5 protein-coding genes are annotated in these 19032 nt (G+C 63.0%); 2 read left to right on the top strand and 3 right to left on the bottom strand.

The window, feature by feature from the left end; all coding sequences use genetic code 11:
• The first annotated feature begins 141 nt into the window (after window positions 1-141).
• Window positions 142-789 carry an MBL fold metallo-hydrolase gene (locus tag M1248_RS24500; protein WP_163728156.1) on the top strand — a complete coding sequence of 216 codons (648 nt, stop codon included), beginning with the start codon at window positions 142-144 and terminating at the stop codon, window positions 787-789.
• On the opposite strand, the gene M1248_RS24495 is transcribed toward M1248_RS24500, so the two are convergent.
• Window positions 786-1508, bottom strand: a complete 723-nt coding sequence (locus M1248_RS24495) for a DUF899 domain-containing protein (protein ID WP_317149985.1) — start codon at window positions 1506-1508, stop codon at window positions 786-788. The two genes, M1248_RS24500 and M1248_RS24495, sit on opposite strands and share 4 nt — an antisense overlap.
• The gene (locus tag M1248_RS24490; protein WP_317149984.1) at window positions 1505-2299 is read right to left on the bottom strand and encodes an ArsR/SmtB family transcription factor; all 795 of its coding nucleotides are present in this window, start codon (window positions 2297-2299) and stop codon (window positions 1505-1507) included. The genes M1248_RS24495 and M1248_RS24490 overlap by 4 nt, the downstream gene beginning before the upstream one ends.
• A 209-nt stretch (window positions 2300-2508) precedes the next feature.
• On the opposite strand from M1248_RS24490, the gene M1248_RS24485 reads away from it, so the two are divergent.
• Window positions 2509-3801 carry an HNH endonuclease signature motif containing protein gene (locus M1248_RS24485; RefSeq protein ID WP_317149983.1) on the top strand — a complete coding sequence of 431 codons (1293 nt, stop codon included), beginning with the start codon at window positions 2509-2511 and terminating at the stop codon, window positions 3799-3801.
• On the opposite strand, the gene M1248_RS24480 is transcribed toward M1248_RS24485, so the two are convergent.
• Entirely contained in the window at window positions 3798-19016 is a 15219-nt protein-coding gene (locus M1248_RS24480; protein WP_317150032.1) for a BTAD domain-containing putative transcriptional regulator, read from the bottom strand. The genes M1248_RS24485 and M1248_RS24480 overlap by 4 nt on opposite strands.
• Window positions 19017-19032 lie beyond the last annotated feature (16 nt).

The raw sequence follows: 19032 nt of genomic DNA, 5'->3' as shown, positions 1-19032 counted from the left end.
ATGGCACCCTTCGTAGCGAGAGTCTCGTTGCAGCCACGGAGAGCCGTCGGCTACGTACTCTGTTGCCGCCAGGGGTGAAGTCTAACCTCCCGTCCGGCACTTGCTTGACCTCAACAATGGTTGAGGAAGCAGGGTGGAGTCATGGCTACTTTGACGAAGATCAACGACGATCTCTATCAGACCCGCATGGATTCACCGTTTCCCGGTTTGACCACCCACGCGTACCTGTGGCAACGGCCGGCCGGCAATGTGCTCTTCTACAGTCCGGCCAGCGACGCGGATTTCGATGCTATCGACGAACTAGGCGGCGTCCACGGCCAATATCTGTCGCACCTCGACGAGGCGGGCCCGAACCTGGCCCGCATCGCCGAACGTTTCGGTCGCCAGCTGCACGCTCCCGCAGCCGAACTGAGAGAGATTGCGCAACACGGTCGCGTCGACGTACCGCTGGAAGCTGTGCGACACGTCGACCTCAACGGTGTGGAAGTGCTTCCCACACCAGGTCATTCACCCGGAAGCACATGCTACCTGGTGACGGGCGTGGGCGGCGACCGATATCTGTTCACCGGCGACACGATCTTTCCCGCCGGTGACGGCACCTGGTCGACGTTCGTGGTGCCCGGCCGGGGTGACGCGGCAGCCATGCGGGACAGTGTGAAGCTACTCGGCACCGTGGCACCCGACCTCGTCATCTCGAGCGCTTTCGCGGGCGAGACGGCGATCGAGGCCGTCAACGCCGCGCGGTGGTCGGAGATCATCGACCAAGCGCTGGCGAGCGTGAAGTCCTAGGAGCAGCATCCGCCGGGGCCGTGGCCCTCCTCGGCGTAGGTGTCGTTCCAGCGCCACCACTTGTAGGGCGGGCCCTGCGGATAACCCTCGGGCGAGTCTTCCCAATTCTCCTGCCGCCCAAGCGCGGTCATGTCGAGCAGGTTCCAGGTGCCGACGAACACTTCGTCTCCGCGGCCGGAGATCATGTAGGTGCGGAAGACACGGTCGTTCTCGTCGCGGATGAAGGCGTTGGTGCCATGCCAGAGGTCGACACCGAAGTCCTTGTCGAAGTCATCAGTGAGCGAGAACCACGGGTGCCGCCACCCCATCTTCGCTTTCATCCGCTCCAGGTCGGGTTGCGTGGCCCGCGATACGTACACGAACGTTGTGTCGCGGGCGTTGAGATGAGCGAGATTCGGCACGTGGTCTGCCATCAATGAGCAACCCACACAGCCGTGTTCGGGCCAGCCGGGGTGCCCGGGGACATCGTCGCCGCCTGTGCCGGGTTCGATGAACGCGCGATAGACGATCAGCTGGCGTCTGCCGTCGAACAGCTCGAGAAGGCTCAGCTTGCCGTCGGGCCCGTCGAAGACGTACTCCTTGTCAACAGGTGTCCAGGGCATGCGACGCCGCTGGGCGGCCAACGCATCGCGGGCGCGTTGAACCTCTTTTTCTTTGGTGAGCATCTCCTGCAGGGCGGCGTCCCACTCCCCTGCCGACACGATCGGTGGCGTCTTCACTTCTCGTCACTCCCCTCCTCCAGCGCCGTCTTGAGATTCGACAGCTTCCACGGCCACCCCCCGGAAATGAGCTCGCGCACAGTGCTTTCAGGCGGAAAGTCGTCGTGTACGACGGTCAGCTTCACCTGACCGTCCTCGACCGGTTCGATGTCGAACGACACCTTTGACCTGCGCTCCGCTGCGGCTTTGGCGATGACCTCTTCGTCCAGCCCCAACTCCGTGAGCTCCGGCACGAACGTGTGAAAGGTGAACGCGAGCCGGCGGTACGGATCCGATTCGAGGATCACCTGCTCCGGATGCTCGATCTTGAGCTTTCGGTCCTCCCACACATACGTCGAGCCCTTCTCCCAGTCCGACGCGATCGCGTGCCCCATGTAGCGATGCGAGAACGCCGGATCGATGATCGCCTGCCACAGTCGTTCAGGAGTGGTTCGGATGTAGGTGGTGTAGACGAATGCGGCGCTATTGCTCATCGGTTCGGTCTCCAATGCGATTTTCAGATCGGCGAGTGTCTGCACCCGCGCACGGTCGTACTGGTTGATCCAGCGGTCGGCGATCGCGTTGATCGGTTCGGCGTTGAGGTAGTGCAGCTTTTCCCTGCCCTGCCACACCGTGGTGATCAGGTTGGCTGCTTCGAGCACCGCCAAGTGCTTACTGACCGACTGCCGTGCCATGGACATTTCCGCGCAAAGGTCGCGCAAGCTCTGCCCGTTGCGTGAATTGAGGCTGTCGAGCAGCAGGCGCCGACTGGGGTCGGCCAGCGCCTTGAATACCTCGTCCGTCTGTGTCATATCTGTTTATGCAGCTGTCTGGCTGCATGTCCACCATAGGCAGCCTTCCGGCTGCATGTCAATGGTCGGTTTTCACGTTGCGGTTCCTGGTGCGCGATACCCTCGGGTTCGTCGGACCATGCTTGCTCCGCAAGCTCCAACCATCAGCGACGTTGTCGTTAATTTGTTGCGGCCCAGTACTTGTCGGACCCCTCTGTTTTGATGGGGTCATGTCCTCGATCGCCGCCTCCGACGGGGCGGTCGTGCGCCCGAAGGACCGGCTGGAGGTGTTGTTCGGCGAGCTGGGTGAGCTGATGGGTCAGCGCAACGCCATCGACGCGCGCATCGTGGACATCGTGGCCGAGATGGACCACGACAACCTGGTCGGCATGACCGGGTGTCGCTCGCTCTCGGCTTTGGTGGCGTGGAAGACCGGCTCCTCGACCAGAAACGCCGGGAAGATCGCCGCGATTGCGCACCGGGCCCGACAGTTTCCGCTGTGCATGGCGGGCCTGCGCGAAGGCCGGTTGTCACTGGACCAGGTCGCCATCATCGCCGAGAAAGCCGGCGCAGGTTCTGATGGGCACTACGTGACGTTGGCCGAGGTCGCCACCGTCAGCCAACTCAACACCGCCCTCAAGGCCGAACCACCCCTGCCATCTGAACCCGACCCCTGGCGCGACACCCCACCCGAGGCCGAACCCGCACCCGAGCCGCCGCCGCGGCCCACGATCACCACCACCCACAGCGACGAGCAGACCACCACCTGGAAGATCACCCTGTCACACCTGGACGCCGCAACCTTCGACGCCGCCGTGCAGTCCCATCTGGATGCTGCGGTCGCCGCGTGGAAACGCGACCACGACACCGACACCCTGCCCGCCGCGGTAGCGTCGCCGTTTCCCACCAAGGGTGAGGCGTTCATGAGCCTGGTCGAAGCCGGCTGGGACGCCGACGCTACCCGCCGCCCCCACGGCCAGCACACCACCGTCGTGGTGCACCTCGACATCAAAGAACAGGTGGCTGCCCTGCACCTGGGGCCGTTGCTCACCGACGCCGACCGCCGATACCTCACCTGCGACGCCACCTGTGAGGTGTGGTTCCACCGCGACGGACAACCCCTCGGTGCCGGGCGCAGCACGCGCACCATCGGCCGCCGGCTACGCCGCGCCCTAGAACACCGCCACCCCACGTGTGCGGTGCCCGGCTGCGGGGCCACCCGCGGACTGCACGCCCACCACATCCAGCACTGGGAAGACGGCGGCCCCACCGACCTGGACAACCTCGTCCTGCTGTGCCCCTACCACCACCGCGCCCACCACCGCGGCGTCATCACCATCACCGGACCCGCCCCCAACATCACCGTCACCGACAGCGATGGCCGAACCCTGAGCCCGGGATCACTCGCCCGCCCACCCACCCGACCCCCACCCGACGCCGCGCCCTACCGCGGACCCACCGGCGAACGCGCCCAATGGTGGTGCTACACCCCATTCGAACCCCAACCACCATCAGACAACTAGGTGTACTGACCGTGGAGTTCGTCGAATCGCGCGAGCGCCTGTCCGCGTTGGTTGACGTCGAAGGCCTCCATGTGGATGACGCGCGTTCCGTCGAAAAGGATGAGGGTGATCGCTGGGAACTCGATGACGGCGCCTTCGGGCGTCCTGCCCTTGACGACGAGATCTGTTACCACGCCTTTGGCGGAATGGGCAAGTATCTCGACAGGCTCTGTCCTCAAGTCTGGGATGAGAGAAGCCAAGGCGCGAATCGACCGCCAATGGTCTTCGATCGTTTCGGGTTCCGCGCTGACCAGTTGCCGGTGGTTGACGTAAGTCGCACCGAATTCATTGGCCGCGATTGCGTCCCAGTCGTGCCGGTTGTACATCTCGTTCGATCGGAGTGCAGCCTCGATGACGTCAGGGTATGCAACCTCTCCCGACGCGATCCAGCGAGCGGTGAGTTCCGCGAACGCGGCATCAATGTCGTCGGGGTCGAGAACGGCGAACCAGAAGATCAATTCGTCTTTGTTGATGCTGCCGATATTCAATGCCTCGACAGCGATCGGATTACCGGCCTCGCTCTGATCGCGAAATGTCGCGCGGCCCAGCATCAGATGCTCTCCCCTGACAGCGATGGTCTCAAACTCCGCTTGCCACCCCGCGGCCGCACCGAATGTCACTGCTTGCGCGTAGTCTGGCCTGATCGACCCCGCGTCACGCAGGCCTTTCCGCCGATCTTCGTAAGTACAGTCCTCAGAAAAAAGGGCGAGGTACCTGTCAGGGTCACGCCGGTCGAAGGCATCCACCACTCGTGCGAGAACTCGCGCTAGTGCATTGTTCGGCTGAGGCCCATCAACAGTGAGTTCGTCGAAACGAGTGAGTGCCTGCTCGCGTTGGTCGAGGTCGTACGTCTCGGCGTGGACGATGCGATGACCGTCGATCAGGAGCAGTACAACAAATGGAAGATCAAACGGGACGTCATTGGTCGAGGTGCCCTTCGCGACCGTATGGATGACGATGCCAGTCGCCGAAAGTCGAAGGACGTCGGTCAACTCGAACCGCAAGTCGGGAACGAGTGACGTGAGCATGCGGAGCGAAGACATATCGTCGGCGACCGTGTCGGCGCCACCTCTTAGCTGCAGGTGATTGGTATACGTTGCGCCGGCGTGACGTGTGGCCAGTTTGTCCCACTCATGTCGATTAGCGGACTCGGCGAAAGTCTGGATTGCTTCCATTACTCCGGGGTGGCCGCACTCTCCTGATGCGATCCAGCGGGCGGTCAGCTCGGCGAGAGCGGCATCGATGTCGTCGGGGTCGAAAAGCAGGAGAGTAGAGATCAATTGGCTGACGGTGATTTCCGCGATGAATAGGGCTTCCACGACGACTGGGTGGTCGGCCTCGTCGTGATCGCGATATGTCAGGTGACAGAGCACAAGATGCGGTCCCCGATTTGCAATGCACTCGACTTCCACCTGCCAACCCGTGCCGGCCCCATCAATTACCGCACGGGCAAAGTCTGGCTTGACGAGCCCCGCGTCACGCAAGCCTTTTCGCCGATCCTCGTACCGGGCGTCGTCGGTGAAAATGGACAGATAACTGTCCACGTCGCGGCGGTTAATGGAATCAACCACGCCTGTGAGAACCCGTGTGACTGCGTTATCCGAAAGCGGCGCGGTCACATTCAGTTCCTCGAATCTGGCGAGCGCCCTATCGCGCTGTTGAGGGTCGTAGGTCTCGAGATGGGTGACGCGATCACCGTCAAGAAGTATGAGATAAATCGCCGGAACCTCAACGACAGTGCCCTCGGTCGACGTGCCTTTCAGCACCAGCCTCGCCAAAACACCCATCGCCGAGTGCGCGAAGACCTCGGCGGCTTCGACCCACAGATCGGGTACGAGTGACGCCCATAGCTGAATCGATGACAGGTAACCGGATATGTCGGCGTCGTCGAGTCCGAGCTGTCGGTGGCTTACATACGTCGCGTCGCCCAGACGATTCGCAATGGCGGCCCAGTCATGGCGATTGGCCATGTCAAAAATTCGCTGCGCAGATTGGATGACCGCGGGATGCTCGACCTCTCCCGATGCGACCCAGCGAGCGGTGAGCTCAGCAAAGGCAGAGTGAATGTCGTCAGGGTCGAAAAACACTACACACGGCACGAATTTGTCGGTGAGATCCGTGAGCGCGATCAATTCAACGGTGACTGGCAGTTCGGCATCGGCTGTGTCGCGGAACGTTTCGTGGCTCAGCGCCAAGCGGTCTCCCCTGATGGCAACCGCCTCATGTTCCAGGTGCCAACTCGTGGGCGTTCCGGACAATACCGCGGCTGCGTAATCCCCGTCGGCCGCTCCTTCATATTGCAGTCCTTTTCTGCGGTCCACGTATCGGCCGCTGGCGAGCGAAAGAAATCCGTCCACATCACGGCGGTTGTATGTATCGCAGACTTGTGCTCGCGCACGGCTCGCTGCATTCTCGAGTCGCGTTGCTGACGAACTGAGTTCGTCGAGTCTGACGAGTGCGGCGTGGATATCACCCTCGTCGAATAGTTCGAAGTGGTCGATTCGACCACGCCCAACTGTGAGGACTTGGATCATTCGCCACTCCGCATCGAATCCCTCTTTCGAGCGGCCGTACGACCTGTTGGTGACGACGGCTCCGACGTCGGTGAGTCGATGAATGCTCTCGACGTACATGGTGAGGTCCGGCACGAGATCCCACGCGGTGCGGAGGGTTTCAGCCAGATCGTTGGGATCGATTGTGACGACTGTGCGGTAGTCCAGGTGGACGACGTCCGTTATCCACGCGGGAAGTTCGTGCCGGTTGAGTCCGGAGTACATCTGCGCCACCGCAGACCAGGTGTCGCGGCATTGGGCCGCTTCCCCAGCGAGATACTGACTGTCCAGTTCCTGGAAGGCGGCGGCGATCTCATCGAGATCGAAAAGCACACTGCGGCTGATCCGTTCATCGTCCTGCGCCTCGACAACCGCCAATACCTCAGCAACGACGGGCTTGCCGGCCTCACCGCTGTCGCGACAGATGTGGCGAACCAGTGCAAGATGGCGCCCCCGGTTGGCGACAGGCTCGATCTCTACGCGCCAACTCGAGGGCCCGGTGAAAAGCAGCCCACGTACGAACTCCCGGTCAATTGGGCCGGCATTGCGCAGCCCCCGCCGCCGGTCGTCGTACTGCGCGTTGGTCGCCAACACGCCGAGGTAGCCCTCAAGATCCCCACGATTGAATGCGTCTGCGGCCCTGCCGTCCCCGCGAATCGCCGCATTATCGAGGTGTGTTGCAGGCACGCTGAGTTTGTCAAACCAAGACAGGGCCGTATCGAGATCGTGGTCGTCGAAGAGTTCACAGCGGCTGATCAATTCGCCGTCGAACATCAGAAGGGTGATCTCGCGCCATTCGGCATCGAAGCCCTCGCGCGACGTTCCCGACTCGGTGTGGGTGAACACAGCGCCAAGGTGGGTCAATCGATGCACGCTCTCGATTCGGGTGCGGACGTCCGGCGCGACCGCCCACATTGCGCTGACGTACTCGTTCATCTCACCGGGCGCAGGAACCATGGCGCGCCGGTGATCGACGTTCACCCAGTCGGTAGTCGTCTGTGACAGTTCATGCCGATTGAACCTCGCATAGGTCTGATTGACCAGCTTCCAAATGTGTGAGTGAGCCGCATCGACCCCTGCCAGGAACCTGGCGTCGAGTTCCGCCAACGCGGAGTCGATCTCGTCCGGATCGAAAAAGGCCTCATAAGCAATCATTTCGCGGTCGGACACCTCGACCACCGCGAGGACCTCCACTACGCTCGGCCCATCTGGCTCATCGATATCGCGGAATCTGCCGCGCATCAGCGCCAGGGCTTCTCCCCTAGTGGCGATGAGCTCGATAGACAGTCGCCAACTCGGGGCCGCCTCAAACAAGAGCGCACACCCGACATCCGGGTCCACGGGACCTTCGTCGCGAAGTCCCTTCCGGCGATCATCGTAATAAGCGTCCTCGTCGTGGACGGCGAGAAACCCCTCCAGATCTCGCCGGTTGTACACCTCCGAAAAACGCCGCCAAGCCCGCATCGCAGCGTTGTCGGGTCGAGGTGGCGGTTTGTTGATTTCGTCGAACCGCGCGAGCGCGGCGTCGAGGTCTTCGTCGTCGAACAGCTCGAAGCGGTTGCCTAGGTCGCCCTCGAATGTGAGTAGATGAATATCCCGCCACTCGGCGCGGAATCCCTGCGGCGACGTTCCATACGTCGAGGCCGTGATAACCGCTCCGAGATTGCTCAGCCTGTGCACTGCCGCGATATGGGCCTGAGTGTCGGGCGTGACGGTAAACGCCGCTTGGACGTAGTTTGTCAGGTCGCCGGGCTCAAACGCTGTCACCCGACGGTGGTCGATGTTCACCCAATCAGGAGTCGTCAAAGGCGGCTCATGCCGGTTGAACCTGGCGTAGCTGTCGACAACGAGTGCCCACATCTGTGCGTGGGCCGCGCCTTCGCCGGCCAGGTAGCGTGCGTCGAGTTCTGCCAACGCGGGCTCGATATCATCCGGATCGAAGAGTACGAAGTCGTGGACGAGGTCATCGGTCGCGCTCTCAGTCAGCGTCAGGACTTCGACACAAGTCGGTCGGTCAACGTCACCGAAATCGCGAAAAGTTTGACGGCTCAGACAAAGCCGCGATCCCCGAACCGCAATGTGCTCAACATCCAGCCGCCAAAGCTCTGGATACTCGAATAGCGTTTCGACCACGCGCCGACGCATTGCCCCGCCTTGGGAGTCCCGCAGTCCCATGCGTCGATCAGCAAAGTGGCCATCCGACGCCGTGAGGTCGACGAAGGCGTCCACGTCGCGGCGATTGAATGCGTCGGCAAGCCGATCCCAGATACGCGTAGTCGCGTTCTCAATGCGGGGAACCCGCGTAGTGAGTTCGTCGAATCTCGCGAGCGCAGCGTCTAGGTCGGTCTCGTCAAAGATCTCCAAACGTGTGACATGGTCGCCGTCAACGGTCATTAGCTGGATCATTCGCCACTCGGCGACGAATCCCTGATGCGATGAACCAACGGATCTATTGGTGACCACCGCGGCACGATCGCTGAGCCGATGCACAGATTCGATGTAGATACTGAGGTCTGGCGTGAGCTCTCGAGCACCGCGAATTGTCGTGTTGAGCTGGTCTGCCGGGTATCCCCGCCGGTGGTCGGTACTCACCCAATTGTCATCGGGCACGAGGCCATTCCGGTTGTATGCGGCATGGGTCTCTGCGACCGCTGACCACGTCTGCGCATACGGCGCCGCTTCGCCGGCGAGGTACCGCGCGTCGAGTTCAGCGAATGCCGCGTCGACGTCGTTTGGGTCGAACACGATATTCATGGAGATCTTGCCGGCGTCGTTGACCTCGATGACTTCGAGTACCTCGTCAAAGAAGGCCTCGGCTTGGTCATCGCTCTCCGAATAACGCGTGCGCGTCAGTATCAGTCGCTCTCCTCGCACAGCCATGATCTCGTCAGCGACACCTGTGATGCCGACATCGGTTGCTGTGCGGGCATCACGAATCATGGAATCTCCACCATGACGCATCCCACCGTTTACCGTGCGTCGGCGATCGTCAAGCGTGAAGTCTTCCGCAAGGGTGGCGCGCATGCCGTCCCAGTCACGAGCCGCGAAACATGTGCGAGCGAGCTTGAGTACACGGCCGGCAGCGTTCTCCAAGAATCTTGAACTACTGAGTTCGTCGAACTTCGCCAGCGCGGCGTCGAGGTCGGTCTCGTCGAATAACTCCGTGCGATTGAGCTTCTCGCCGTCGACCATCACCAGGCCGACCTCTCGCCACTCCGCGTAAAAGCCGGTGACCGACACCCCTCGCGTCGTACTGGTGACGACGGCCCCAAGATCATTCAGCCGATGAACCGCCTCGACATGGATTCTGTTCTGCGGTGAATCCACCCAGGAAGAGCGAACATATGTCGCCAACTCGCCTGGTGGGAATGCGCTACCTCCTCGCCGATGGTCGATGTTCACCCATTCTGGCGTCGTCGGGGGAATTTCGTGGCGGTTGAGCGCGGCATAGCCATCTTTGATGACCGACCACGTGTGTGCATGCGCGGCCGCTTCGCCGGCGATGTAGCGTTTGTCGAGTTCTTGAAATGCCGCATCGAGGTCATCAACGTCGAAGACGACCTGAGCGGTGACGCTTCCGTCTGCATCGATCTCTGCTATCGCAATGTTCTCGACGTAGAACGCACCAGGTTGCGCTTCGTAGGACGATTCTGCCCGAACTAGGAGGAGGCGCTCTCCACGGGTCGCAAGATCAGTCGAGCAAAGTGTCGGTATCCCAGCGTCGGCGGCGGATCGCATGTCCTGCAACAGGGAGTCCCGGCCGTGGCGGATCCCAGCATTCACGACGGACCGGCGATCTTCGTTGTAGAAGTCCTGCGCAAGCATTTCGGCCATCGCATCCCAGTCGCGAGCTGCGAAAGTTGCCCGGAATCGTTCAGCCACTCGGCTCGCGGTATTCCGGAGCTGTGGTGCGGGACTGCACAGCTCGTCGAACCTCGCGAGTGCCGCATCAAGCTCGGTATCGTCGAACAGCTCGCAACGATTGATTCGGCCATCCTCGACTGTCGAGATGGTGATCACCCGCCACTCGGCGTCGAATCCCTGTCCCGAGGTGTTACGCAATACTTGAGAGACCACCACCCCGTGGCTGCTCAGTCGGTGGACCGTCTCGATGTCGATACGGATCTCGGGCGCGTCATTCAAGGTGGCCTGGAGGTACACCATCATTTCACCGGGCGCGAACGCGATTGGTCGCCGGTGATCGATGCTCGCGAAGTCGGATGTCGTCGTGGGAAGTTCGTGTCGGTTGACTGCCACGAACGCATCCGCGATCACGGAATAGGTCTGCGCATATGCGGCGGCTTCGCCCGCCATGTACCGCTTGTCGAGCTCTTCAAATGCGGCATCGAGGTCGTCGATATCGAATGCGACGCCACCGCCGACTTTGTTGTCAGCGCCGACTTCGGCGATGATCAGCACCTCGATGCCGAACGCCTCGGGCCTTCTGCCGCCTGACACTCGTTGCCGTGCAAGAGCGAGGCGCTCCCCGCGAGTCGCGATGAAGTCCGCTTCGATGACCGTGACCCCGACATCGGCTACAGCGCGCATACTCGCGATCACGGCGTCGCGACCGAGTTGGATACCGGCGTTGACCACCCGCCGGCGATCGTCATGGCGGTTGTCGGGTGCGACCATTTCGGCCATCGCATCCCAGTTGCGATCTGCGAAGTGACTCAGGAAGCGTTGGTACGTGCGGCTGGCTGTGTTCTCCACCGGCTGCGGCTGTCGAAGAAGCTCGTCGAACCTCGCCAGTGCGGCGTCGAGATCCGTCTCGTCGAAGACTTCGCAGCGGCTCATTAAACCGTCCTCGACGGTGTACACGTTCACCACCCGCCACTCGGCGTAAAAGCCGTCGTGCGAAGTCCCCTGCGCCACTTGACTGACGACCGCGCCGACGTCGCTCAGTCGATGCACGGTTTCGACGAAAGTCGTCATGTCAGGTGTGAGTTCCCATGCCGCACGGAAATAGTCACTCACGTCGGCCGCCCACATGTTTGCGACTCGCCGCCGGTCGACGTACACAGAGCCCGGCGCCCGCTCGGGCAGCTCTTGTCGATTGAGCGCGGCACAATTCTCGGCAATCACCGACCAAGTGCGCGCAAGAGCAGCGCCTTCGCCCGACACATAACGGGACTCGAGTTCCTCGACAGCGGCACCAAGGTTGTCGGCGTCGAAAAGAACGAGGGCCGTGATCCTTTCGTCCGCATCGATTTCGATGACTTGAACCAGATCGATCACGCCGACCTCGGGTCGTTCTTCGTCAGCTGAATAGCGGATGTGTCCCAGCGTCAATCGCTCGCCCCGAATGGCGATGGCCCTAGGCGTAATGTGTGTCAAGCCGATCTCGGCACCGACCCGTAGATCCTCGACCACCGCATCTCGACCCCGTCGCAGGCCGGCATTCACGACGCGACGACGATCATCGATCGAAACGTCGTCAGCCAAGACCTCCGCCACCGCATCCCAGTGTCCTGCTGCGACAAGGAACTGCGCGCGCGCCTCCACTCGACTCGCGGTGTTCTCCAGTCGCGTTGCCGGGTTAGCCAGTTCGTCGAATCGGGCGAGTGCTGCATCGAGATCTGCCTCGTCGAACATCTCGCTGCGGCTAATGCGGTCACCTTCGACAATCGACAAGGTGATTTTCCGCCACTCACCCTCGAATCCCTGTTCCGTGGTTCCTTTCGCGACATGGGTGACAACTGCGCCGAAACTCGTCAGCCGATGAACGGCCACTATGTCGACCCTGACATCGGGCGTCTGGAACCACGTTGCGTGAAGGTATGGCGCTAGGTCACCGGGCGCGAGGGCTGTCGTGCTGCGGTGATCGATGTCTACCGTATCGTCAGTCCACGGAGGCAGCTCGTGTCTGTTGAACGCTGCGTAAGCCCCCGCGACAACCGACCAAACGTGTGCATTCACCGCCGCTTCACCCGAAATGTAGCGCGCGTCGAGCTCTGCGAAGGCGGCGTCCAGGTCGGCAGGTCCGAGCTCGATATGTGCGATGATCCGCTCGTCGGCGTCGATCTCGACGATGTGGAACATTTCGCTGCCGACGTCCCATTGGCGTGTATCGGGTCTTGAGGAACGAATTCGCGAGAGTGCGAGGCGCTGCCCACGGATTGCGATGACACTCAGGGCAATAGACGGCCCCGCCTCAGCAAGGGCTCGCAGGTTTGCGACAACGTCGTCGCGGCCATTCCAAGACCCTACGTTCACCACGCTACGACGGTCATCGACCAAACAGGCATCGGCCAGGGTCTCGCCTAACGCCGCCCAATCACGGGCGGTGAAATGTGCAAAGAATCGACCATCTGCTCGACTGGCCGCATTTGCCAGCTGGGTTGTAGAAGAAGAATCGAGTTCGTCGAACCGGGCTAGCGCTCTATCGAGGTCTGCCTCGTCGAACAGCTCACAGCGGTTGACCATGTCGCCGTCGACCGTCAGGAGATTGACTATCCGCCACTCGGCAGCAAAACCCTCGGCGGACGTCCCACGAGAGACCTGGGTGACAAGGGCTCCGTGATCGCGCAGAACATGCACTGTCTCAACGAAGTTGCTTAGGTCCGGCGTGAGCTCGTTAAGGGTAGTGACAATCTCCTTGAGGTCGGTTTGGGCGAGCGGCGTTCCTCGCCGGTGATCGATGCTCACCCAGTCTGCCGTCGCGACGGGCACGTCGTGACGAGCGAGCGCGTCGAAAACGCCGACGACGACCGACCAGGAGTGCGCGTACGGTGCGGCTTCGCCCGCGAGGTAGCGCGCGTCGAGCTCGGCTAAAGCGGCATTGAGATCATCTGCATCAAACGCAACGCGTCGCGCGATCCAGCCGTCGCCGTCGATCTCGACGATGTCGAGTATGTCGGTGTGGAACGCCTCAGGCCTCCGATCTCGCCCCGAGAAGCGGGTCCGAAGGAGAGCGAGGCGCATTCCGCGAACTGCGACGACTTCTGACGTCGCGTCCATGACCCCCAGGTCGACGATCGCCTGCATATTCGCGACTTCGGCATCTCGGCCATACCGGATCCCCGCGCCAATGACCTGGCGACGATCGTCATTGCACATGTCCTCGGCCAGCAGTGCTGCCATGGCAGGCCAGTCGCGGGCCGCAAAGCATTCGTCGAAGTGCTTGTTCACCCGGCTTGCCGAGTTCCCCAACTGCGGCTTCGGCCGAGTCAATTCGTCAAAGCGACGGAGTGCGGTTTCCAGATCTGCTTCGTCGAACAGTTCGTTCCAAGCCAAGTGGCCACCGTCGACCGTGAGAAGCAGCACCATTCGCCACTCCGCTTCGAAGCCCTCTGCCGCAGTCCCAGAAGATATTCCGGTGACGACTACACCGGCATCGGTCAGTCGATGCACGACCTCCACGTACGAGCGGAGGTTGGGCATGAGGTCCTTCATCCGGGCAGTAGTTAATTCTCCTGGCGCGTATCGCACTGACTTGCGGTGATCGATATTCACGACGCTCGGGTAGTCCGCTCGGTTGAACTCGGCGTACGTATCGACGATCACTGACCAGACGTGCGCATGCGGCTCGGCTTCTGATGCGAGGTAACGGGCGTCGAGTTCGGCGACGGCAGCGTCCATATCGTCTAGATCGAACGCAGTTCTTGCTACCAACAACGAATCAGCGTTTACCTCAGTAACGACGAGGACCTCAGCATCGAAGGCGTCAAGACCCTGAAACCGCATGCGACTCAGACAAAGATGGTTTCCACGCACGGCGGTCGGCACTGTCGATATTTGCGTTACACCGATCTCGGACATCGCGCGCAGATTCTTGATTTCCGTGGCTCGATCGGTGCTCGCACGGCGTAGCCCTCGGCGCCGGTCATCGGTCCGGAAGTCATCGACCAGCAGTTCACCGATCTCGTCCCAGCGACGATCGCCGAACAGTGCGTCGATCCGCTCTTCGGCTCGACTAGCGACGTTCTCCAGATGCGAGCGCTCAGGCTCTCCCCCGAGGCGCTTGTGCTGTGCGTCGAGTTCCGCTATCGCGGCGTCCATGTCCTCGAGGTCGAACCACACCTGCAGCGCGATTCGACGGTCCGCGTCGATGCCGACCACCTGTAGCCACTCATCCTGCGGCGCGCCTGGGCTCGCGTCGCCGGTGCCGACCGCCACCCGGGAAAGAGCTAAGCTCTCGCCCCGTACCGCGAGGATCAAACGGCGGAAACGTCCGAAGCGTATCCCACGCGCAAATTCTCTGGTCTTGCTTGTAAATTCGCTAGGTCGATAGTCGACTCGATCGAAGCCGACTATCTTCCGGCGACTCTCGATAGAACCGCGGGGGGCATACCGCTGCTCTACTTCGCTCCAGTCTGCGTTCTGCACGCCGGCATCAACGCGGTTAAGCACCCGCACACACTCGTTTTCCAGCCCACGCAAAGGCGCACCTTCGAGTTCTAAACGGGCGTGCACAGCCTCCATCTCGGTGATCGCGGCATCGATGTCGTCGGCATCGAACCAGATCTGCAGCGCGATTCGATCGGTGCGGTCGATACCGACCAACTGAAGCATCTCGTCCTGAGGGGCTCCCGGACTTGTGTCGGTAGTGCCAACCACCAACCTGGTGAGGGCCATCCGCTCACCCCGCACAGCGACGACATCACGCCGGAGGCGCGCTGCTCCCATTACGCGACCGAAATCTCGTGCTTGGCTCGCAAATTCACTGGGTCGATAATCGGCCGGACCAAAGCCCACTATCTTCCGACGACTCTCGATCGAACCAACGGGAGCATACTCATGCTCGAATTCGTCCCAGGCCGTGCGTTGGAGCGCAGCGTCTACGCGACGAAGCACTCGCACACACGTGTTGTCCGGCTGGACGGTGGACGGTTGCGATGCAGGTGTTGTGGCGGGGACGCGGCGGCCGAGAACCCGTCGCGCCCTTTCAACCAGTGCCGCAGCACCTTTGCGTTCAAACAGTGCGACCGCCTGTTCAGCTGCCGCGCGCGACCCGACAGTGTCATCGGCCATGGCCAACACCATCGCCAGCGTCAGACAGGCGTCACCGTGATCCACCAAAGCGTCAGTACGCTCGGCGATGCTGACGGCCTCCCCTGCCACCCGCCGAGCCTCGTCATGAGCACCAGCACGGGCGTGCAACTGAGCACGAACCGTCCGCCAGGTGATCGACGGCCTCAACGCATGGCCGGCGAGTCGCTCACTCTCCCTGCACAGTTCGTCGGCCTCGGCGTCCCGATCAAGCACCAGGCAAGTTCGCGCCAAGAAAGCCGCGGTCTCTGCGGTATCGGCGTCCAGACCCATCCTGCGAAATCCGTCATACGCCCTCCGCAGATGCGGTTCGGCAGCAGCCGGGTCGTCAGCGACCAACTCGACGATGCCTGCGAACTGGTCGACCTCCAGTAACGCGTGCCGCATGCCGAGTTCGGTGAGGGTGCGTCTGGCCGAATCGATCAGCTGCCGGCCCGCGGCCGCGCGTCCACGCATCGCATCCAGCACTCCCTGGCACCGTGTCGACGTGGCCTCCACCACCGGCGACCCCGTCGTGATGCGCAGCAGCCGAACGACATCCAGACACCGACCACCCGCGCGCGGCACCGGATTCGGTCCCCACAACGCCGCCAGCGGCGCACCCGCCAACACGGCATTCACCCGACGGTGGTCGCGCGCACGTCGTGCCGCGGTCAGCGCCTGATCCAACTCCGTTTCGCTATCAGCGATGCGGCCCAGGCGGGCCAGGCACGCAGCCCGGACCGTGTGGGCGTTCGCCTCCCCCGCAGCATCATCCAGCTCGGCCAACCGTTGTGCGGCGGCGCCTACCTCGGATTCGATCTCGTCCAAACGTTCGGGATTCGTCAGCATCGAAAGCTGGCCGTCGAAACACGTGCCCCAGGCTGACAGCCGCACCGAATCCCCTGCTGCGCGACGCAATTGCGCTACCGCACCCGCCGCCGAACCCACGTCGCCCGCCGCCAGCAGCGCCTCACAACGAGCGACGAGCAGCTCGGCTTCCAGGGCGTCGCGGTCGGGCAACTCGTCGTCGAGTTCCTCGAGCGCATGCAGTGCCCGGTCGTAGAGTTCGGCCGCGCCTTCGTATGCGAGGCGCTCGATCGCCTGATCCGCTGCGCGCCTGCAGTACTCGACCGCCTTGGCCGCGTTGCCCGCCCACGCGCATTCGAAATAGTGGTACGCCAGCTCGGCCAGCAGTTCGTCGTCGGCCCCCGACTCGGCCTCCAGCGTGGTGGCAATTTTCTGGTGCAGCCGCATCCGCCGCACCGACGCCAGCTCTGCCAGTAGCGATTGCCGAACGAGGGCGTGGTTGAACCGATATCGACCGCCCGGTTCCTCGATGACGATTCCTGCCTTGCACGCTTCGTCGAACGCGTCGATGAGGTCTTCGCCCACCACCTGCTCGACCAGCGCGAGGGGAAATCGACTACCGACGACTGCGGCGGCAGCCAACGCCTTGTTCGTCTCCGCAGGAAGTCGGGAAAGCCTGCGGCTCACCGCTTCTCGAACTCCCTGGGGCAGCGTGCTCGGGTCCCATCGGCCGCCGCTCTCAGCGACGTGCCGTAACGCCTCGATCAGAAAGAACGGGTTGCCCCCGGTAACCGAGGCCAACGCTCGCGCCAACTCGACGTCGTCGTACCCGGCTTCGGCGACGTAGGCAGTGACGTCATCCTCGTCGAGGCCACCCAGTGCGAGACGACTGGCGGAGCCGTCGCGGTGCAGGTCGGCGAGCATGGCCGCCAGCGGATGGGAGCGGTCGAGGTCGGTGCTGCGGTACGTCCCGACGATCTGCACTCGGGCGTGCTCCCCGAACCGCAGCAGGTGTCGCAGCAGCAGCAGTGTGGGTTTGGCCGCCCAATGCAGGTCATCGAGGATCAGGACGACCGGCGCACTCGCGGCCGCCATCGCCAGCAGTGCGACGACAGCGTCGAACAATGCGTAGCGTTCAGTATCCGGGTCCGAGCGTGTGGGCGTCGTCAGATCGGGCACGGTGTCGGTGAGTCGGGGCACGAGCAGAAGTAACGCCTCGATCCCGCGCATGGCGCGCAACCGGTCGGCGCCCAGGCACGGCACCAACGACCGCAACGCCTCCGCGAACGGCTGATACGCCGCGCCTAGGTCCTCGTCGCAGCGGCCGTAGAGCACGACGGCACCCTGCTCGTAGGCCAGTCGCGACCACTCGCCTGCCAACCGCGTCTTGCCCACTCCGGGTTCGCCCGAGATCAGAACGGCACGCGCACCCGCCGCCAGCGTCGACTCCCACTCCGCCAGAAGTCCCTCGAGCTCAGGAACTCGCCCGACAAACGGCCCCGGCCCGGCCAGCACCGCGGGCAGGGCCGGCCGTTCGATGGGCGTTTCCACTGCCGGTTCGACGGAATCCACGGCCGTCTCCAGCCGCAGCTCGAAGACATGCTCTGGGCGAGCGAGGTTGCGCAACTGCCGCATCCCGAGATCGGCGAGCACTACATCGTCGGACAACGTGTCGATCACGAGTTCGGCGGTCGCGCCCGAACACAGGGTCTGCCCGCCTGCGGCCAGCGATCGCAAACGGGCAGCGCGATTGACCGCCCGACCGAAGTAGTCGCCATCGCGCAACTCCACCTCACCGGTGTGCAGCGCCACCCGGATGCGCATGGGTTCAGCCAGCACCCAGGGTTCGTGGCGGATCGCCTCCTGCAGCTCGATGGCGGCAGCGGCCGCGCCCGACGGCCGATCGAAAACCGAGAACGTCGCGTCGCCCTCGCCCCGCGTCTTGACCAGGCGGCCTCCCCGTGACGTGACGACCTGTTCGACGATCTCGTCATGGCGTGCGAGCGCCGTCGCCATGGCTTCGGCGTCGGCCTCCCACGCCGCCGTGGACCCCTCGATATCGGTGAGCAGGAACGTCACCGCACGTGTGACTATCGAAAGTTGCTCCGGCACAGCAATTTCCAGCGCGACATCCTGCGCAACGATCGCTGCTTCGAGCCGACGAAGGTCTGGCCCCGGGTCGACACCGAGCTCGTCGGCGAGCATCGACCGAGCGCGCTGGTAGGCCGCAAGCGCTTCACCCTGCCTGCCCGCACGGTAAAGGGCGAGCATCAGCTGACTCCAACGCCGCTCGCGCAACGGGGCATCGGCGATCGCGGCCTCCAGCTCGCCGACGATTTCGGCGGCCCGCCCCGTCGCGAGCAGCGCGTCGACCCTGTCCTCCACCAATGCGGCGTGGCTCTCGATCCAGCGCGTCTTCTCCGACCCGCCGCGCGGCCCATCGGGCAGCTCCGGCGCGCCGCGCCACAGTGCCAACGCCTCGTCGAACCGGGCCACGGCCTGGCCTGCGTCTCCGCCCGCGAACGCGTCGCGCCCCTGCCTGGCGGCCAGCTTGTACCGGGTGGCGTCGATCTCGGTCGTGCTCAGGGTCCACCCGGTCCCCTCCGTCAGCACATAGCCGTCGCCGAGGGCGCGGCGCAGAGAAGAGATGTGGGTCTGCAGCGCCTTAACGGCGGTACGCGGCGGACGAGGACCCCAGAGCAGCTCGGCGAGGGCGTCGGCCGTGACGACGGAACCGCCGTGCAGACCGAGCATGGTGAGGACAGCGCGTGGTTTTGCGCCTGGGACAGCGACCGGCAGGCCATACTGCCGGACCTGCAGAGGCCCTAAAACCCCCAGCTCCACGAGTGAAAGCGTAGTC

This window comes from Mycobacterium sp. 29Ha, from assembly GCF_032883055.1.
In the GTDB taxonomy this organism is placed as follows: domain Bacteria; phylum Actinomycetota; class Actinomycetes; order Mycobacteriales; family Mycobacteriaceae; genus Mycobacterium; species Mycobacterium gallinarum.
This window is presented reverse-complemented; position numbering and strand designations above follow the sequence as displayed.

What these genes read in the sequence shown, in the direction of transcription:
- M1248_RS24500 (WP_163728156.1), top strand. Translation starts at nt 142, where the DNA reads ATGGCTACTTTGACGAAGATCAACGACGATCTCTATCAGACCCGCATG.
- M1248_RS24490 (WP_317149984.1), bottom strand. Translation starts at nt 2,299, where the DNA reads ATGACACAGACGGACGAGGTATTCAAGGCGCTGGCCGACCCCAGTCGG.
- M1248_RS24485 (WP_317149983.1), top strand. Translation starts at nt 2,509, where the DNA reads ATGTCCTCGATCGCCGCCTCCGACGGGGCGGTCGTGCGCCCGAAGGAC.